General features: G+C 43.7%; 20 protein-coding genes. 16 read left to right on the forward strand and 4 right to left on the reverse strand.

The annotated features are described in order from the left end of the window. Positions 1-468 (reverse strand): DUF2243 domain-containing protein, encoded by a 468-nt coding sequence (locus BM271_RS08365; RefSeq protein WP_046789228.1) that lies wholly within the window; start codon positions 466-468, stop codon positions 1-3. Positions 469-625: 157 nt separating this feature from the next. On the opposite strand from BM271_RS08365, the gene BM271_RS08370 reads away from it, so the two are divergent. From BM271_RS08370 to BM271_RS08385, 4 genes are all read left to right on the forward strand, one after another. After that, positions 626-907, forward strand: a complete 282-nt coding sequence (locus BM271_RS08370) for a DUF3219 family protein (RefSeq protein WP_046789229.1) — start codon at positions 626-628, stop codon at positions 905-907. Between the two features lie 14 nt (positions 908-921). Beyond that, positions 922-1,911 (forward strand): LLM class flavin-dependent oxidoreductase, encoded by a 990-nt coding sequence (locus BM271_RS08375; RefSeq protein WP_046789230.1) that lies wholly within the window; start codon positions 922-924, stop codon positions 1,909-1,911. 261 nt (positions 1,912-2,172) lie between these two features. Beyond that, positions 2,173-3,381: an MFS transporter gene (locus tag BM271_RS08380; protein ID WP_046791395.1), complete on the forward strand. Its 1,209-nt coding sequence runs from the start codon at positions 2,173-2,175 to the stop codon at positions 3,379-3,381. 36 nt (positions 3,382-3,417) lie between these two features. Further along, entirely contained in the window at positions 3,418-3,993 is a 576-nt protein-coding gene (locus BM271_RS08385) for a TetR/AcrR family transcriptional regulator (protein WP_046789231.1), read from the forward strand. Between the two features lie 47 nt (positions 3,994-4,040). On the opposite strand, the gene BM271_RS08390 is transcribed toward BM271_RS08385, so the two are convergent. Further along, positions 4,041-5,000, reverse strand: a complete 960-nt coding sequence (locus tag BM271_RS08390) for a threonine ammonia-lyase (protein ID WP_046789232.1) — start codon at positions 4,998-5,000, stop codon at positions 4,041-4,043. Positions 5,001-5,193: 193 nt separating this feature from the next. After that, complete coding sequence (locus tag BM271_RS08395) at positions 5,194-5,724, reverse strand: nitroreductase family protein (protein WP_046789233.1); 531 nt, start codon at positions 5,722-5,724, stop codon at positions 5,194-5,196. Positions 5,725-5,826: 102 nt separating this feature from the next. On the opposite strand from BM271_RS08395, the gene BM271_RS08400 reads away from it, so the two are divergent. The 10 genes from BM271_RS08400 (at position 5,827) to BM271_RS08445 (ending at position 13,824) form a co-directional block, all read left to right on the forward strand. Beyond that, positions 5,827-6,234 (forward strand): hypothetical protein, encoded by a 408-nt coding sequence (locus tag BM271_RS08400; protein ID WP_046789234.1) that lies wholly within the window; start codon positions 5,827-5,829, stop codon positions 6,232-6,234. A 97-nt stretch (positions 6,235-6,331) separates the two neighbouring features. Beyond that, a complete protein-coding gene (locus BM271_RS08405; RefSeq protein ID WP_046789235.1) occupies positions 6,332-7,324 on the forward strand; it encodes a zinc-binding dehydrogenase in 993 nt (330 codons plus the stop codon). A 94-nt stretch (positions 7,325-7,418) separates the two neighbouring features. Further along, positions 7,419-7,736, forward strand: a complete 318-nt coding sequence (locus tag BM271_RS08410; RefSeq protein ID WP_046789236.1) for a YrhK family protein — start codon at positions 7,419-7,421, stop codon at positions 7,734-7,736. Positions 7,737-7,868: 132 nt separating this feature from the next. Next, the gene (locus tag BM271_RS08415) at positions 7,869-8,585 is read left to right on the forward strand and encodes a YwaF family protein (RefSeq protein ID WP_046789237.1); all 717 of its coding nucleotides are present in this window, start codon (positions 7,869-7,871) and stop codon (positions 8,583-8,585) included. Positions 8,586-8,684: 99 nt separating this feature from the next. Further along, complete coding sequence (locus BM271_RS08420; protein ID WP_046789238.1) at positions 8,685-9,407, forward strand: hypothetical protein; 723 nt, start codon at positions 8,685-8,687, stop codon at positions 9,405-9,407. A gap of 80 nt (positions 9,408-9,487) precedes the next feature. Next, positions 9,488-10,267 (forward strand): Cof-type HAD-IIB family hydrolase, encoded by a 780-nt coding sequence (locus BM271_RS08425; RefSeq protein ID WP_046789239.1) that lies wholly within the window; start codon positions 9,488-9,490, stop codon positions 10,265-10,267. A gap of 155 nt (positions 10,268-10,422) precedes the next feature. Continuing rightward, positions 10,423-10,641, forward strand: a complete 219-nt coding sequence (locus BM271_RS08430) for a heavy-metal-associated domain-containing protein (protein ID WP_046789240.1) — start codon at positions 10,423-10,425, stop codon at positions 10,639-10,641. A gap of 29 nt (positions 10,642-10,670) precedes the next feature. Further along, on the forward strand, positions 10,671-12,566 hold the full coding sequence (locus BM271_RS08435) for a heavy metal translocating P-type ATPase (RefSeq protein ID WP_046789241.1): 1,896 nt from the start codon (positions 10,671-10,673) through the stop codon (positions 12,564-12,566). Between the two features lie 24 nt (positions 12,567-12,590). Then, a complete protein-coding gene (locus BM271_RS08440; protein ID WP_046789242.1) occupies positions 12,591-13,253 on the forward strand; it encodes a Crp/Fnr family transcriptional regulator in 663 nt (220 codons plus the stop codon). 91 nt (positions 13,254-13,344) lie between these two features. Further along, positions 13,345-13,824 (forward strand): Dps family protein, encoded by a 480-nt coding sequence (locus BM271_RS08445; protein WP_046789243.1) that lies wholly within the window; start codon positions 13,345-13,347, stop codon positions 13,822-13,824. A gap of 58 nt (positions 13,825-13,882) precedes the next feature. Here the strand turns inward: BM271_RS08445 and BM271_RS08450 are convergent, their stop codons facing one another. After that, on the reverse strand, positions 13,883-15,448 hold the full coding sequence (locus tag BM271_RS08450; protein ID WP_046789244.1) for a BCCT family transporter: 1,566 nt from the start codon (positions 15,446-15,448) through the stop codon (positions 13,883-13,885). Positions 15,449-15,621: 173 nt separating this feature from the next. Here BM271_RS08450 and BM271_RS08455 point away from each other — a divergent pair, with 173 nt between their 5' ends. After that, positions 15,622-16,062, forward strand: a complete 441-nt coding sequence (locus BM271_RS08455) for a MarR family winged helix-turn-helix transcriptional regulator (RefSeq protein ID WP_046789245.1) — start codon at positions 15,622-15,624, stop codon at positions 16,060-16,062. Between the two features lie 99 nt (positions 16,063-16,161). After that, positions 16,162-16,776, forward strand: a complete 615-nt coding sequence (gene wrbA, locus BM271_RS08460; protein WP_046789246.1) for an NAD(P)H:quinone oxidoreductase — start codon at positions 16,162-16,164, stop codon at positions 16,774-16,776. The last annotated feature ends 4 nt before the right edge of the window (positions 16,777-16,780 follow it).

The raw sequence follows: 16,780 nt of genomic DNA on the forward strand, positions 1-16,780 counted from the left end.
TCACTCCTCGGCCTGTCGATGCTTCGACTTTATTAATAAAAGGATTCCCGACGTGAGTAAAATGAATCCGGCTGTATTCCATGCCAGGTCGTACGGTAGTATTTCGACAGTGTAACGAACCTGATGGATACGGAGCAGTTTATGATTAATGAGGCCGTCGAACAGCTGGAAACTGCCAGTGCCAATCAGGACAGAAGCAATCCACTTCAACATGTGGACGGTATGTTTCCGTCGTAAATCTGCATACATGAACAACCCGCCAACTACAGCAAACAAAGCAAAAGCATTGAGAATACCATCGGAGAATATCCCGACCTGTGTAGTGGAGTCATCATAGAAGTGATGCCACTGGAGCAATTGATGAAAGATGATTTCGTCGATAAGTGCCATAAGTCCAATGCCAAAAAGAACACCGGACCAAACGTTTCTTGCAGAATAGGAATGATTTGAAAAACGATTTCCGGTCATTGCTTCATCTCCCCCTGCATAACATGTAAAGTTATTTTAGATTACCCTGACTGATCAGAGGTTAAAAGTGAAATCAGGCAGTGTTTTTCAGTTATTGACCATAATATGTTATAACAGGGCTACATAAGTTTTAAATATGGTGTAAAGGGATGATGATGTGGTTAAGGAAATGAAACTCAATGATCAGACGATTGAATTAACCAGTTTTGAAGAGGAAGAAAAAAATGGCCGACTGGTCATTTCTGTGAAGTTTAATGTGACAAGTGAAGAATATCATGATGTGACCACACTTTTATATGAAGAGAAATTCGATATCATCGTACCGGAAAAAGATATGAAATTTAAAGGTGTCATCACAAACTATTTAACATCCCTGGATAATCTGTATGAAGAAAATCAGGTGGGCGAATATCAGGTGACATTTACTGAAATTGAATAATTGGAGATTTTATGATGAAATTAAGTATATTAGACCAGTCCCCCATTTCAGATGATCAGACGCCTAAAGATGCTCTGGAATCTACAATGAGACTGGCGCAGACGGCTGAGGCATTTGGTTATACAAGATTTTGGGTTGCAGAGCATCACGGGCTTCCGGGCCTGGCATCGAGCGTGCCTGAAGTGCTTCTGAGCTATATCGGTGCCAATACGAACAGGATCAGAATCGGTTCCGGGGCTGTATTGCTGCCGTACTATAAACCATTTAAAGTTGCAGAAACTTATAATATGCTCGGAACTTTATTCCCGGGCCGGGTGGATATAGGAGTAGGCAGGGCACCCGGCGGTCCTGCAGAAGTTTCTGCTGCGCTGTCCGACAACTTCCTGCAAAGTGTATTTAAAATGCCGGATCTTCTTAAAGATCTAGTCAGGTATGTCGATGGCAAAGACACCAGAGTAGAAGCTGGGCCGATGCCGCCGGTGCGGCCTGAAATATGGATGCTCGGCACAAGCGAAAAGAGTGCCGGAGCAGCAGCGGAAAACGGACTCGCCTATACTTTCGGCCAATTCATGAGTGATGTGAAAGGAAAAGACATTGTCGGACAATACCGCAGAGCATTCAAACCGCGGTATGAAGGACAGAAGCCATATGTAATCATGACTTTATCGGTGATTTGTGCAGAAACAACAGAAAAGGCAGAGCAGCTTGCATACAGTTATCTCATCTGGCAGGTGAAAAAAGACAGCGGGGATAAATTTAAACAACTGCCTGCTTTAGAAACTGCAGAATCGGCAACAGTAAGCCTGGATGAACAAAAGCAGATGGATGAGATGAAAAGCAATATGATCATCGGCAATCCGGATGAAGTGAACAGTACACTGAAAAAAATTCATGAAGAAACAGAAGCGGACGAATTTATGATTGTGACCATTACACATTCACCGGAGGATAAACAAAATTCCTATCATCTGATTGCTGAAAGTTTCGGGATTAATAATCCGTAAATGGGATAATCCGATCTCTTTAACTTCTCGTGAAGTTAAAGAGGAATATTAGATGATTATCCCGCTGACGCCATTGATTCTGAAAAAACTCGACATCATCATTTTGGTTACTCCAGTCTTCCAGCTTGAAAAAAAGAAATAGAATATTGGTGTTTGAACGGTCTCTTTCAGAGACCGTTTTTTACATTGATTTTAAAAAAATAACGTGATACACTTCTCCCTACCTACCGATAGGTAGGGTAAAAGAGAGGTAATATGAAAATGAATACATCACTAATTAAAAATAGAACGTTTGTCCTGTTATTTGTCGCGAGCATCTTTGCTGTGACTGGCTTCAGTATGTTTTTGACTACAACAACCTGGTATGTAATTACTGACCTGGATATGCCGTCATTGCTTGGTATCGTCCTTATTGTGATTACGGTTCCCCGACTGATCATGATGACATATGGAGGGATACTTGCAGATAACTATAAGAAATCGACGATTATGTTCGGCACGAATTCAGCGCAGGCGGTCCTTTTACTGTGCATTACCTTACTGGTATGGAATGATGCGATGACATTGATGGCTCTGCTGTCATTTGCCGGGTTATTCGGCATGCTGGATGCTTTCTTCGGACCGGCGAGTACGTCGCTGCTGCCTAAAATTGTAGACCGTCCCCAGCTTCAAAAAGCGAATGCCTATTTCCAGGGCGTGGACCAGGTTTCATTCATTCTGGGGCCGGTACTTGCAGGAATGATCATGGAAGTTTTTGACGTATCCATCAGCTTCTTTGTTGCTTTCATACTGGTATCGTTATCTGCTCTGATTATACTGCCGCCGTTTATCAAAGAAGCAGCGGTGGAGAATAAAGTGAAGCAATCCCAGGTGGAAAATCTTAAAGAAGGATTTAATTATGTACGTCAGTCCAATTTTCTCCTTATTGGTATGCTGATTCTCATTACACTGAACTTTTTTGTGTTTGGAACACTGCATATCGCCATTCCATTATTAGTGGATGTTTATGGCGGAACACCGATCAACTTGAGTTATATGGAAATGAGTTTAAGCATCGGAATGGTCTTAGGGACACTTATACTCGGGAGATATATCATTGCTAAAAAAGGCAGGATGAGCCTGTATGGTCTTCTGGCGACAGTGATTTTCTATATCATTTTCAGTTTCATGGATAATCTGACACTGCTGCCGATCATGCTCTTATTCATCGGATTTGCAATGTCATTTGTATTTATACCATTCTTCACTGCAGCTCAGGAAATTACAGAAAATCGTATGATGGGTCGTGTGATGAGTCTGATATTCCTGGCAATGAATGGGTTTGATCCCATTGCATACGCCCTGGTCAGCGGGTTGACTACTTTCGGTATCCCTGTACAATTCATACTGCTTGGGTTTGGAAGTATCGGCTTACTGATTACTGTGGTGATATTTATGAAAGCGAAAGAATTTCAGAAACTAACCACATGATAGAATGATATTAAAGCGGCGAAGGAGTTCATATAAATGGATACAAAGGAAAAGATATTGGATGTGGGACGGCAGCTCTTTGCATCCTATGGATATGAGGGCACCACAATGACGATGATTGCCGGAGGAGTGGAGATTAAAAAGCCTTCCCTCTATGCTCACTACACAAGTAAAGAACAGATATTTAAAGATGTACTTGATAAGGAAGTGGCAGACTATATCACTTTTCTGCATGAAGCGGCCGCAGCTGATGATTCTTCCATCAAAGAGAAATTATACAGGCTGCTCGTAGAACATGCTTTGGATGATGAAGCGAGTATGAATTTCTACTATAGATTTATCAAATATCAGCCAGCGGGGCTTGAAGAATATATAGTCGGCAGCTTTGCAGAGATGGAAAGTGAAACGGAAAAAATATTTGAGATGATATTGAATCAGGGAAAAGAACAAGGCGAAATAGACAAGTCTTTATCCAACACCCAAATCTACAGAATGTATTTTCTCCTGGTTGACGGCCTTTCCACCATGCCAGTTTCTTACAAAAGTGAAATGGATGGAAGGGATTACCTTGGTATATGGGAAGTCTTTTACAGGGGAATAGAAAAGAGATAATAGAAAGGACCACTTAAAAAATCACTGTATTTTAAGTGGTCCTTTCATTAGTAATCTACATCTTTCAAATTCTCAAGAATATCGAGACCGACATTGCCGCCCGAGATGACGAAACACACTTTATCTTCGGGTGACACTTTGAGCAGCCCTTCAAGTATGGCCCCGATAATAACGCTTGAGGAAGGTTCTGCAACGATTTTGCCTTCCATCATCAGCAGTTTCATTCCTTTCAGGATATATTCTTCCGACACTGCCAGCATTCCGTCGATAAGTTCTTTTACGATGGGAAAATTCCGCTCCCCCGGCTGGTCGGTCACGAGTGCATCTGCAATCGTCTTCTGTCTGGGGATTCTAGTCAGTTCGCCGCGCGCAAGACTTTCACTATACCTGGGCAGACTGGCTGGTTCGGCGCCATATACTTTCGTACTGGCTGAAGTGTTTTTGATAGCGGTGGAAGTACTGGCGAGCAGCCCGCCCCCGCTTGTGGGCAGAATGATGTAATTGAAATCTTCATGATGTGCGGCAATTTCAAGTCCGACAGTACCCTGGCCGGCCATGACTTCATAATCGTCAAATGGAGGGATATACGTATAATCATATTTCCGGGCGAGTGTTTCTGCCACATCAAACCTTTCGCTCACATCACAGCGTACAAGTTCAGCGCCGAGTGCTTCAATCGCAACAGCTTTGTATTTTGAACCGCTGTCCGGTACAACGACAGTCGCGTGGATTCCCAGCCGTTTCGCAGCAAATGCAACAGCTCTTCCGTGATTTCCCGACGATGTCGTGATGATTCCTTTTTCGAGGTCTTCATCTTCAAGCTTGAGAATTTTATTCATCGCACCGCGTATTTTAAAAGCATTCGTTACCTGCATACTCTCCAGCTTCACATGGACTTCGCAGCCTAAAAATGCATCCAGGTTCTCCATCCGGAGCAATGGTGTCTGATGGATATACGGGGCAATCCTGTCCGCCGCTTCCTGTATGTCTTTCAATGTCAAGGTCATGCGTTTTCCCTCCTTGTAAGATTCACGCTTTTTGTACTTGCTGTATTCCCACAATATCTTGCTTCAACACTTCTATCCGGGGTTACGGTTTTTGTTCAGAACACTTCAATTTCAGTTTCATTCACCGATTTTAAGACGATTTCCGCAAAAGCTTCCACAACCCCGGTACCTACCCTGACCGATGACTGTTCTCCTAACTCTGTTTAAATTTACCGTAGTGCACCATTTCATCAAATGGGAGATGGTCTTTCGGTTTCGGGTTTTCATCCGCTTCGCCAATACCGATTACGGCAACAATGCGTCTGTCGTCAGGAATCCCGGCAAGCCTGCGCACATGATTTTCACGTTTTTCGGATTCTGATTCGTCTTCAGAATGATAGATGGCGCCAAATGCAGCCCCGAGATCCTCCTCCGTAGACGCCAGCCATAAAAACCCTGAAGCGATTGATGCATCCTGCAGCCAGTATTTGCTCACATCAGGTCTGCCTGTAACTACAATGCCTGCCTGAGAGTCCGCCAGCCACCCCATGAAAGGTGTTGCGTGACTCATCTTTTTTAAGATATCCTGATCCGTAATAACAACAAATTCACGTGAAGGCAGGTTATTGCCGGCCGGTGCCATATACCCCGAATCTACAACCCGTTCCAGTTTTTCCGCATCGATTTCCCGGGAGGAAAACGATGTGATTTCCCTGCGGTTCTTTATTGCTTCATGAACGTTCATCAAATGCCCCTTTCCATACTTTGTCATGAGTCCATTATAATCCAGATGAGCGCAGGATTCAGGTATAATGGAATCACATTAATATTACCTGGAGGAATGACAATGAAGCGCATTACACTGATGGAGGCATACGCCATCGAAACTTTGAGAAGTAACGCATATAAAAATGAAGAGATTATAGAAAAAGTGAGAAATAATGAGATTGAAGATTTCAAAGCTGTGGATGATCATATGGATTACGACGGTCTGTTTGAGCTTGAAGCGGAAGATTTCCTGGGAAATATTCTGGAAAAGGGCTATCAGGTAAAATTCCTGACAATCAACGGACTGACCAATCTCATCAGGATGAAATATGGGAAAGAGGCAGACAGTGATTATAGATTAAGCGGCTTTGTTGTATCAGAATTACAGCTGGAAGCAGAGGAGAGACGGGATCTTGAGACGATGCTTTCTTCAAACTGGAAATTCAGCGAATCTGAGAACGGTATTACAATTGCTCCTGCCAAATAAAAGCGGGTGAAGGCGGAATATTTGCGATGCATCAAAGTTTCACACTATGATGGAACTGTCAGAATAATATAAACAGTGCATATAGGAGGAATATATGATGAAAGCAGTACTTCATGAAGGAGCATCAGGCAGGAAAGGTTTGAAATATGGAGAGATTGACAGCACTGAACCGAAAGAAGGCGAAGTGAGGGTCAGGCTGAAAACAGCGGGTTTGAATCACAGAGACCTGTTTATACCGGACAGGCATAAGGCGGAAGACCCGGCACTGGTTCTCGGTTCAGATGGTGCGGGCATAGTGGATGCTGTCGGCGATGGTGTGGACAGTGTCAAAAAAGGTGACGCAGTCATCATCAACCCGTCTCTGGGCTGGGAGAAAAACAGCGATGTACCTCCGGAAGGATTCGAAATAGTCGGGCTGCCATTCCATGGCACATTCGCTGAATACATTACAGTTCCTGCTGAAAATGCAGTGGAAAAACCGGATTTTCTTTCATGGGAGGAAGCGGGTGTACTTGCACTTTCGGCGATGACAGCATACCGCGCACTGTTCACAAGAGCGAAAGTTACAGAAGGCATGACGGTATTGATTCCCGGAGCTAGCGGCGGAGCAGGAACATGCCTGCTGCAGTTTGCCGTAGCGGCAGGAGCAAAAGTATATGTGACATCGAGGTCCGAAGAGAAGCGCAAACAGGCTCTGGAACTCGGTGCAGCCGAAGCAATCGACAGTGAAGCGGACTGGAATGAGGCCTTGGCAGGGGAAAAAGTGGATGTTGTGATTGAAAGTGTCGGTGCAGCAACATTCAACAAATCCGTCGACCAGCTTCGCCGCGGCGGTACGCTCGTTGCGTTCGGTGCATCGGCCGGCGATACTGTGGAGTTTAATCTGAGGAAATTTTTCTATGGTCAATACAATCTCCTGGGATCCACTATGGCAAGCGCTGAAGAGCTTCAGGAGATGCTTGGATTTATTGAAGAACATGAAATCAGACCGGTAATGGATAAATCCTTTGCACTGTCCGATTTTGAGGAAGCATTTGACCGGCTTGAAAACGCGGATATGATGGGGAAAATCGTTTTTAATATTGAATAACAGAGAGAAGAGTTTTCCCTTAAGTCGATTATGTAATTTAATTTTCTCCAAACGGGTAGAGATGATTGTGTAATTTCACTCGGAGGTTGAGAATATGCCGAAGTTAAAAAAGGATAAAAATTACTTGGAATTTGATATAGGCAGTTTTGGGGTTTTCTTCAACAAACGGTATCATCTGCTTTCAACCATCAACGATCTGATGCTGGGTATCTGGTTCGTAATAGGAAGTGTTTTGTTTCTTTTCCACCAGACACAAACCATAGGAACTATCCTGTTCATTCTGGGCAGTGTTCAGCTGCTCGGCAGACCGATTCTGAAACTCCTTCACGGTTTCTTCATCAGGAAAGAATCTGAGAAGGAACTGGAGGACGATACACCGTCTGAAGTAATAGAAGATAAGATGAAACAGTAGTTGAAATCAGCCTGATGTGAAGAAAAAATTCACATTGGGTTTTTTTATTGGAGCTGTTCGTAAAGAGGCTAATACACGCCGGATACTTGTGATAAAATCCATATATATCATTTGGGGAATTGAGGGGTGTCGATGAACTGGTTTTGGGATGAGGCGGTCCCCTATATACAAGTAGGCGGGATGGGTCATTTTATATATATATTATTTCTCATCATTGTTTTCAGCATCATTTTTCGCAACAGAAAAAACTTCAGTTTCAGTGGAAAATTGGGAAAGGTCTATCTGTCTTTTTCCCTATTGGGTCTGGTCCATCAATTGATGATTACTGGCTGGTATATTTTCGAAACTGGATTTGATATGAGAGATGCCATGCCATTACATATATGCAGAGTGGTCGTCTGGTTCATCATATTTCAGCCTTTGATCAGGAGACCCGGGATGAACAATCTTATATTTTTCTTCGGATTATATGCATACGGTTCATTCACTCTGCCAATCGCCATCCATCCCCCATTCCATTTTGTAGGATGGACATTCGCCCTGTTGCATACTGTCATCATCGTCTACCCGTTCATCATTCATTGGGCGACAGGCTGGATCCCGACGTTTAAAGGCGCATTGCAGAGCTTTGGTATATTTCTGATATATTTCACAATGGTACTTATTGTGAATGCTTTAGTGGACGGGAATTATTTTTATATGGACGAAAGGCCATTTCTCCATGAAATGCCGGCGTTTCCATATACGATGTTGAACGCAGTCGGTACATTCTGCATTTTCATGACCGGCCTGCTCCTTTCTAAAATACTCTTGAAATTCGAGAGGCAGAATTACCCGGTGGAGCGGTAATATTTTAGAAATTTTTGATTGATACTGCCGGATTTTTAATCCGGCTCTTTTTGTGCTTTTAACTGCCATGTGTCATAATTTCTAAAGGAGGTAGACACTATGATCATTACGATTGCTTTTATATTATTTGCAGGACAGCTCATTAAATCTTTCTATACACACTACATATCCGAAAAAAGGAAGTATTTCAGCTTTGATGACAGACGCTTTACAGATGATGATTATCTGAAAGTGCAGGATTTGAAAATAGGACAGCTGGAACGGATATTCCTCTATATCATGCTGGCGATATATATCGCAGCCCTGCTGGTACATTTATTTATCAGTCCGGTCTTCAGTATCTGGCTTCTGGGACTCTTCTTCTCATCCATTCTTCTTCTCAGTCTGCTGGTGGATCTAAAACTTTATACAATCGCCCGCGATAAGAGCCATATCATAATGGCTGTCATCTGGCTGGTGATGATAATCGGGATATTCGGATTTCTGTCGATGGCCAGCATCAATGAAAGCAATATCACCTTTGATGAGAATGAATTCAATCTTTCATCATTGGATTACGGTATCCCTTACGAGGATATAGAGGGTGTTGAAATGAGGGGCACCGTTCCGGAAATCCCTTACAATCATCTGGTTTTGGGCATTGGAGACCATCTTCACGGGACATTCCTTGAAGGAACAACGAATGTGAACAGACTGGATATAGAAGATAAAAGCCAGCCGATCATTTATATAAATACAGTCAGCATGAATATTTATATAAACGATAAAGATGCACAGGTGACAGAAAACTGGTTTGAAGAGCTGCGCTCCAAAGTGGAATAGTCCATCTTTGTTGACATGAAAGGCTTTTCATAAGGTAGACTTGATATAATATTTAAAAAAACGACTAGAGGTGCAGATGAATGAAAGAACGAAGCATTGTTTTCTTTGATATTGACGGTACACTGCTGGATACAGATAAAAACCTTCCGGCTTCTGCCAAAAAGGCAGTGGCAAAATTGAAAGAGGACGGGCATATCGTTGCAATAGCAACGGGCCGGGCGCCTTTCATGTATGAAGATTTACGCAAAGAACTGGGTATTGAAACATTTGTCAGCTGCAATGGCCAATATGTAGTGCTTGAAGGAGAAGTGATCTATCAGAATCCGCTCCATAAAGAGGCTCTGGTAGCCATGACTGAAGAAGCATTGGACAATGACCATCCGGTTGTCTATCTGAGTGATGAAGACATGATGTCCAATGTACCGGAGCATGAATATATCAATGAAGGCATCGCTTCACTTAAACTCGGCATCACGCCGGGCCATGATCCGGATTATCACAAAGGCCGCGATCTATATCAGACATTGCTTTTCGTTCCGGAAGGAGAAGAGCAGCAGTATGTTGAGAAATATGACAGCTTCGACTTTATCAGATGGCATCCTGTATCATTGGATGTGATCCCAAAAGGCGGTTCCAAAGCAAAAGGGATCGCCAAAGTGATAGATGAACTGGGTTTCCCGCCTGAAAGACAGTACGCTTTTGGAGACGGACCGAATGACCTTGAAATGCTGAGCACAGTTCATAACAGTTTCGCCATGGGAAATGCCAAAGACGAAGTGAAATCAAAAGCGAAACACATCACAAAACATGTCAATGAAGACGGCGTTGAACACGGGCTCAGGATGGCTGGCTTAATTTAATAACAGTATTTTAAGAACTGCGGATATTTTTCTGCAGTTCTTTTTTTATTTTCAGAAATCTTGACAGAGGTCAATTTTTTATTTTCCGTTTCACAATACAATAAGAATAAGGAAAGGGCACAGACCCGAAAATATTACAGGAAGAAGGAATAATCATGAAAACAAATCTGCAGACAGAAACGTTTACCTGCCCGAGCTGTATCAAAAAGATTGAGCGTAACCTGAACAGTCAGGAAGGTGTAGATGCGGCAAAAGTATTATTCAACTCCAGCAAAGTGAAAGTGGAGCATGACGAGAATCAAATAAATGCCGAGGAAATCAAAGGCATTGTCGAAAAACTGGGTTATCCCGTACTGGATATAAAATCCAGGTGACAGATACAGAAAAGAAGAGGTGAAATATAATGAATACCTGGTTTAACAAACATCTAAACACGCTGATGTATGCATCCGGTATACTGATCGTCATTGGTCTTATCTTCAGGACTGCCGGTAACGCAGAGATCATGAATATCACTTTTGTGCTGGCGGCAATTGCTGCAATCGGACCGATTGCGAGTAAAGCCTGGATGGCGCTTTCCATGAAGAGTTTCAGCATAGAACTGCTGATTACAATAGCGGTCGCCGGCGCTTTGTTCATTCAGGAATATACAGAAGCGGCGATTGTGACATTCCTGTTCCTTTTTGGCGCATACCTGGAAAAACGGACGCTCGAAAAAACGCGAAGTTCAATCCAATCGCTTGTCGATATGATGCCTGCTGCGGCAATGATCATCAGGGATGGAAGAGAGAGGGAAGTGGATGTCGATGATGTTGAGGAAGGCGATCATGTAATCGTCAGACCCGGTGGTAAAATACCGGTGGATGGAGTGATCGTAAAAGGTGAGGCCAATATCAATGAGGCGGCAATCACAGGCGAATCCACCCCCAAATCCAAAACAGGCGGAGCAGAAGTCTACAGTGGAAGCGTACTGGACAGTGGATATATTGAATTGACAGCAACGAAAGTCGGTGAGGACACGACATTCTCCAAAATCATCGAACTGGTGGAGGACGCACAGGAAAGAAAAAGCGGTACCGAAAAATTCCTGAACAGATTCGCGAACTATTACACACCGGCAATCGTAGTGCTTGCCGTTCTGGTTTTTCTCTTAACACAAAACCTCCATCTGGCTATCACTTTCCTTGTCATTGCCTGCCCTGGAGCCCTTATCATCGGGGCGCCGGTCGCCTATGTTGCGGGTATAGGCAACGGTGCGAAGAATGGCGCTTTGATCAAAGGTGGGGAAGTAGTGGACAACTTTGCGAAAATCGACACGGTCATTTTTGACAAGACAGGAACCCTGACCGAAGGCAGTCCGACAGTTGCGGATATTCTGATTTTTGACGATACAGAAGAAGACACTTTTCTTAAAACGATAGCGGAGATAGAAATGGTGAGCGAGCATCACCTTGGACAGACTGTCGTAAGGGAAGCCCGCAACCGGGGACTTAATATCCAAAAAAGCAATGCGGAAGCTGCGGAAGCGTTTAAAGGCAAAGGAGTGCGCGGCAGGAACCGTGGTGCAGATTATATTGTCGGCAACAAAAAGCTGATGGAAGAGCACAATATCTTTATCACCAACGATGTAAATGATATTTATATCAGTCAGCAGAAGAAAGGGTCGACAGCGATTTATGTTGCGAGAAACAAGGAAATCATCGGTATCATCTCCATCATGGACAGGATCAGACAGGATGCCGCTGACGCAATCCGGACGCTCAGGGAAAAAGGCGTGAAGAATCTTGTCATGCTGACGGGTGACAACTACCACTCGGCGAAGAAGGTCAGCGATATCCTTGGTCTGGATGGTTTTCATGCAGAACTGATGCCCGAGGGAAAGATGCGCTATATTGAACAGGAAAAAAAGAATGGCCACAGGGTAATGATGGTCGGTGACGGCATCAATGATGCACCGGCACTGGCGCTTGCAGATGTAGGTATCGCAATGGGACATGGCGGTACAGATATTGCAATGGAGACGGCGGATGTTGTACTGATGGGTTCCAGAATGGAACAGCTCGCCCATGGTTTCACCATCTCAAAAGCGACTTATAAGGTCATGCTGCAGAACACCGCAATTGCACTTCTGACAGTAGCACTGCTGCTTGGAGGCGTGCTGTATGGATATATTCACTTGGCATCTGGTATGCTGATTCATGAAGTGAGTATTCTGCTCGTCATCATGAATGCCATGAGACTGATCAAATTAAAAGACAGGAAGGCAGAAGCTGTCAGACTGAAAGAAAGTATAAGTTGATTAAATTTATTTGGAGGAAGTTAGATGAAGAATCAGACCGGTCAGAAACTCTGTGTAAGGAATGTTCCGATTTTCAATCATCTGAATGAAACCGAAATGAATGAGGTGTTCAATAAGGTCAATTCCAATCAGTATCGGAAAAATGAGCATCTGTATATGGCCGGAGATCCGGAAAATTCATTGTTTGTCCTGCACCGGGGGAAAATCAGGATATACAGATTGAATGAAGAGGGGAAAGACCAGCTGATCAGAGTGCTTCAGCCAGGAGAGTTCACCGGGGAACTCTCCCTTTTCGGTGCAGATACGCCTCACGAATCCTACGCGGAAATCCTGCAGGATTCACAGGTTTGTGAAATCAGCAAGACTGATATGTACAGTTTGATGAAAGAGTATCCGGAAATCGGCATCAAAATAGTTGAGAAGTTTTCAGAACGCCTGGAGAAAGCGGAGAAGCAGACGACAAATATTTCATTGCTGAGCAGTGAAGAGCGGGTAGTTGAATACATCAGAACGCATGTGGATCACGAGGATTACGTAGAATTCGATATGACAAAGAAAGATTTGGCGTCATATTTAAGCATGCAGCCTGAAACCCTGACCCGCATATTTAAAAGACTGGAGAAGGATGGGGACATTGTAAAAATAAACAACAGAAAATACAGAGTCATCAAATATTCAATGCTTTAGATAATTGCACCGGCATTGTGGCGGGGTTTATTCTCTGTGACGCAGGGTAGATGCATAATGTTATTCATTACATTTGGAAAGGTGATAATAAATGGCTAAAGCTAAAACGGATAAGAAGGCAAATAAAAAAGATGAAGTGAAAGATTCACTCAACAAGCAGGTCGCAAACTTTACAGTACTCTGGACGAAGCTCCATAACTATCACTGGTATGTAAAAGGGCCTAATTTCTTCTCTCTGCACGAAAAATTTGAAGAACTTTATACGACTGCCGGCACTTATGTAGATGAGCTTGCTGAAAGGCTGCTGTCAATCGGCGGTGAGCCGATAGGCAGGCAGTCGGATGCAATCAAGGTGGCAAGCGTCAAAGAAGCAGAATATGATATCGATGCCAATGAGATGGTAAAACGGCTTGCCAAAGATTACGATACTGTAATCAAAGAGCTCGATAAGGGCAAAAAAGCGGCGGAAGGTGCCGGCGATGACCGGACGGCGGACATTTTCATCGGCATGATCACTGAAGTTGAAAAGAACAACTGGATGTTGAAATCATTCCTCGGCAAAGAAGTATAAATGTGCATATTAAAAAGGGGCTGGAATTCCAGCCCTTTTTTGATGATTAATTTTATTTTTAATCATTATCATTTTTTCTGATATTATACTTCCATGCTTCGTCCTGGTCCATCATTTTCTTAGCTGCATAGACCATAAGGAACTGGATGAATATAATAGGTATACCCATAATGCCTGAAACCACTTCGAGCGGTGCAAGACCGCCAATCTGCATGAGGAGCAGAGCGAGGGCCGTAATAACGAATGCGACAAAGATTCGCAGGAATTTTGACGGTTCATTTTCACTCATGTCATTTTTGCTTGTATATACTGCGATGGTAAAGGTAGTCGAGTCGAGCGTTGTTGTCAGGAATATCATTGCAATGATGATGAAGAGTATCATCATCAAACCGGATAAAGGCAGTGTCTGCAGTATGTCCGGAATGAGTTCTACCGCTTCTTTCTCCTGAAGCATTGCCAGAACGTCCAATTCGCCGTTTAATTGCGCATTCACGCCGATGCCGCCGAGTACGCCTGTAGCGATCCATGATATGGCGGTCGGTGCGAGAAGGTATGTCAAAATCATTTCCTTGATTGTACGGCCTTTTGAGATTTTAGCGGCGAACACACTGTGAAGCATTGCCCAGGTAGCACTGTATGCCAGCCAGAATATCAAATGATCTCTGATGAATGATGCCTGGCCCGCAGCCACCGACTCAGTATAGAACGAGAATGACATGTAATTAGTGAGCAGGTGTCCGATCGTATCTGTGAAGTAATCCATTATGAAGACGCCGGGTCCTACGATTAATATGAATAAAGCCAAGAAGGCAGCCATATAGATATTCAGGACACTGAGTTTTTTGATTCCCTTCTCTATGCCGCGGTAGGCACTTAGAGAAAAGAGGGCAACCCAGATGATTGTCACTATCATCGTCATTGTGAATGTGACTTCCGTATTAAGCAGGCTGGCAAGATTGGTAGTTATGATAGGTGTACCCAGCCCCAGCGTGACAGCGGCTCCTGAGAGTATGCTCACCAGGAAAAGGATATCGAGGATGACACCGCCGGCGCCATCTGTGAACCTGTCACCGAATATGACGCGCGTTGCCTCGGAAATCCGCATCATCGGCCGTTTTTTAACGTGAATGATATATGCCATTGCCGGTGCGGCCATGACGAAAATGGAGAATACCTGGAAACTCCACATGTACATGGCGTAGGAATTCCCCCACAGCAGAGCTTCGGGCGATCCCGGAGTCACGCCTAAAGGCGGATTATCCGCAACTCCCGTCCATTGCACCATGCCGGTTCTCATGATCGTCGAACCCAGCCCCATGGCGATGAGCAGAGAGGCATATTCGAATAAAGTGAACTGTGGTTTTTCCTCAGGTGAGCCAAGCACCACTTTTCCGTACTTGGAGAAGGACAGATAAAGTCCTGCAGCCAGAAGTATGGTTGCGTACCAGATGTACCCCCATCCAAATTGAGAGACAATCTGGTCAAAGATATTGTTCAGAATTTCAAGAGACTCCGATTCATATAATGCAAAAGGAATGCTGATCAACACTATGATGATGACAGAGGGCAAGAATATTTTGTGGTCGACAGATTTCAACCCGCCACGGTCCGGTTTCTCTTCCATAATCTATTCTCCTCCTTCAACATTGGAATATATGATTTTTAAATGTGAGATATACAGACATGTTAACATAAGATAGTGAAAAATATGACATACTCGTTTCAAAATTGTAATAGTATAATTAAAATATAAATCTAGTGAAATCAACTGTGGAAATGATAAAGGAGAGGATGAAGATGCCGGAGGAACTTGATAATCAGGAGCTTTCATTGAAATTATATATTGTAATGCATCATGCTTTTAATTCTTTGCAGGACCAATCCTTCAAAGATATGAAAAGCTATGGACTGAACCCTACAGAGTTTGCTGTTTTAGAACTACTTTACAATAAAGGACCCCAGCAGATTCAGCAGATAGGTGAACGCGTATTATTATCATCGGGTTCGATCACGTATGTCGTGAACAATCTGATTGAAGAAGGGTATGTGGTCAGAAAACAATATGAAATGGACAGAAGGATAGCCTATGTTTATCTAAAACCGAAAGGTAAAAAGCTGATGAATGAAATTTTTCCAAAACATGCAGAACAGTTGGAGAAGATCACCAATGGTCTGAATGCCGGAGAGAAGAAAAAATTGATTGAAACGTTGAAGAAACTGGGGAAAAACGTGGAATGACTTGAAGCTGAGAAGGAGAAACGGTATGTTTTAGATGGATTACTGCGGGTACATGCATAATGTTGTTCTAATAACATGATTTCATAAAGGAGAGATATGATGGCAGATTTGAATCTGGCAGTTGTATATTACAGTTCGACCGGTACAAACCATCAGATGGCGCAGTGGGCGCAGGAAGCAGGGAACGATGTCGGGGCCAATGTAAGGCTGCGTAAGGTACCTGAAACAGCGCCTATGGAAGCAATCGAATCGAACCCGGCATGGAAAGAGCATTATGATAAATCACAAAACATTGAAGAAGTGACGACGGAAGATCTTGAATGGGCAGATGCGATTGTCTTCAGTGCGCCAACACGTTTTGGTGTGGAAGCTTCACAATTCCGCGCCTTCATCGATACAACAGGCGGGCTCTGGGCCCAGGGCAAGCTGATGAATAAAGCAGTCAGTGCGATGTCGTCTGCTCAAAATCCGCACGGTGGTCAGGAAGCGACAGTGCTTTCAATCTATAAAACAATGGCCCACTGGGGTGCAATCATTGTACCGCCGGGTTATAGCGATCCTGTACAATTCAGCTCAGGAGGTAATCCTTATGGGGTATCAGCAACTGCCACAGAAGAGGGTATCGTGGAAGATATCGAAGAAGCAGTCAAACACCAGGCGAGACGCACGGTGGAAGTTGCCAAATGGATCAAAGACGGACAGGGAAATGGATAAATAA

This window comes from Salinicoccus halodurans (genome assembly GCF_900114445.1).
Taxonomy (GTDB): Bacteria; Bacillota; Bacilli; order Staphylococcales; family Salinicoccaceae; genus Salinicoccus; species Salinicoccus halodurans.

Excerpts from the sequence above, each read along its gene's own strand:
- BM271_RS08365 (WP_046789228.1), bottom strand. The coding sequence starts at position 468 with ATGACCGGAAATCGTTTTTCAAATCATTCCTATTCTGCAAGAAACGTT.
- BM271_RS08375 (WP_046789230.1), top strand. The coding sequence starts at position 922 with ATGAAATTAAGTATATTAGACCAGTCCCCCATTTCAGATGATCAGACG.
- BM271_RS08380 (WP_046791395.1), top strand. The coding sequence starts at position 2,173 with ATGAATACATCACTAATTAAAAATAGAACGTTTGTCCTGTTATTTGTC.
- BM271_RS08385 (WP_046789231.1), top strand. The coding sequence starts at position 3,418 with ATGGATACAAAGGAAAAGATATTGGATGTGGGACGGCAGCTCTTTGCA.
- BM271_RS08390 (WP_046789232.1), bottom strand. The coding sequence starts at position 5,000 with ATGACCTTGACATTGAAAGACATACAGGAAGCGGCGGACAGGATTGCC.
- BM271_RS08395 (WP_046789233.1), bottom strand. The coding sequence starts at position 5,724 with ATGAACGTTCATGAAGCAATAAAGAACCGCAGGGAAATCACATCGTTT.
- BM271_RS08400 (WP_046789234.1), top strand. The coding sequence starts at position 5,827 with ATGAAGCGCATTACACTGATGGAGGCATACGCCATCGAAACTTTGAGA.
- BM271_RS08405 (WP_046789235.1), top strand. The coding sequence starts at position 6,332 with ATGAAAGCAGTACTTCATGAAGGAGCATCAGGCAGGAAAGGTTTGAAA.
- BM271_RS08410 (WP_046789236.1), top strand. The coding sequence starts at position 7,419 with ATGCCGAAGTTAAAAAAGGATAAAAATTACTTGGAATTTGATATAGGC.
- BM271_RS08415 (WP_046789237.1), top strand. The coding sequence starts at position 7,869 with ATGAACTGGTTTTGGGATGAGGCGGTCCCCTATATACAAGTAGGCGGG.
- BM271_RS08420 (WP_046789238.1), top strand. The coding sequence starts at position 8,685 with ATGATCATTACGATTGCTTTTATATTATTTGCAGGACAGCTCATTAAA.
- BM271_RS08425 (WP_046789239.1), top strand. The coding sequence starts at position 9,488 with ATGAAAGAACGAAGCATTGTTTTCTTTGATATTGACGGTACACTGCTG.
- BM271_RS08430 (WP_046789240.1), top strand. The coding sequence starts at position 10,423 with ATGAAAACAAATCTGCAGACAGAAACGTTTACCTGCCCGAGCTGTATC.
- BM271_RS08435 (WP_046789241.1), top strand. The coding sequence starts at position 10,671 with ATGAATACCTGGTTTAACAAACATCTAAACACGCTGATGTATGCATCC.
- BM271_RS08440 (WP_046789242.1), top strand. The coding sequence starts at position 12,591 with ATGAAGAATCAGACCGGTCAGAAACTCTGTGTAAGGAATGTTCCGATT.
- BM271_RS08445 (WP_046789243.1), top strand. The coding sequence starts at position 13,345 with ATGGCTAAAGCTAAAACGGATAAGAAGGCAAATAAAAAAGATGAAGTG.
- BM271_RS08450 (WP_046789244.1), bottom strand. The coding sequence starts at position 15,448 with ATGGAAGAGAAACCGGACCGTGGCGGGTTGAAATCTGTCGACCACAAA.
- BM271_RS08455 (WP_046789245.1), top strand. The coding sequence starts at position 15,622 with ATGCCGGAGGAACTTGATAATCAGGAGCTTTCATTGAAATTATATATT.
- wrbA (WP_046789246.1), top strand. The coding sequence starts at position 16,162 with ATGGCAGATTTGAATCTGGCAGTTGTATATTACAGTTCGACCGGTACA.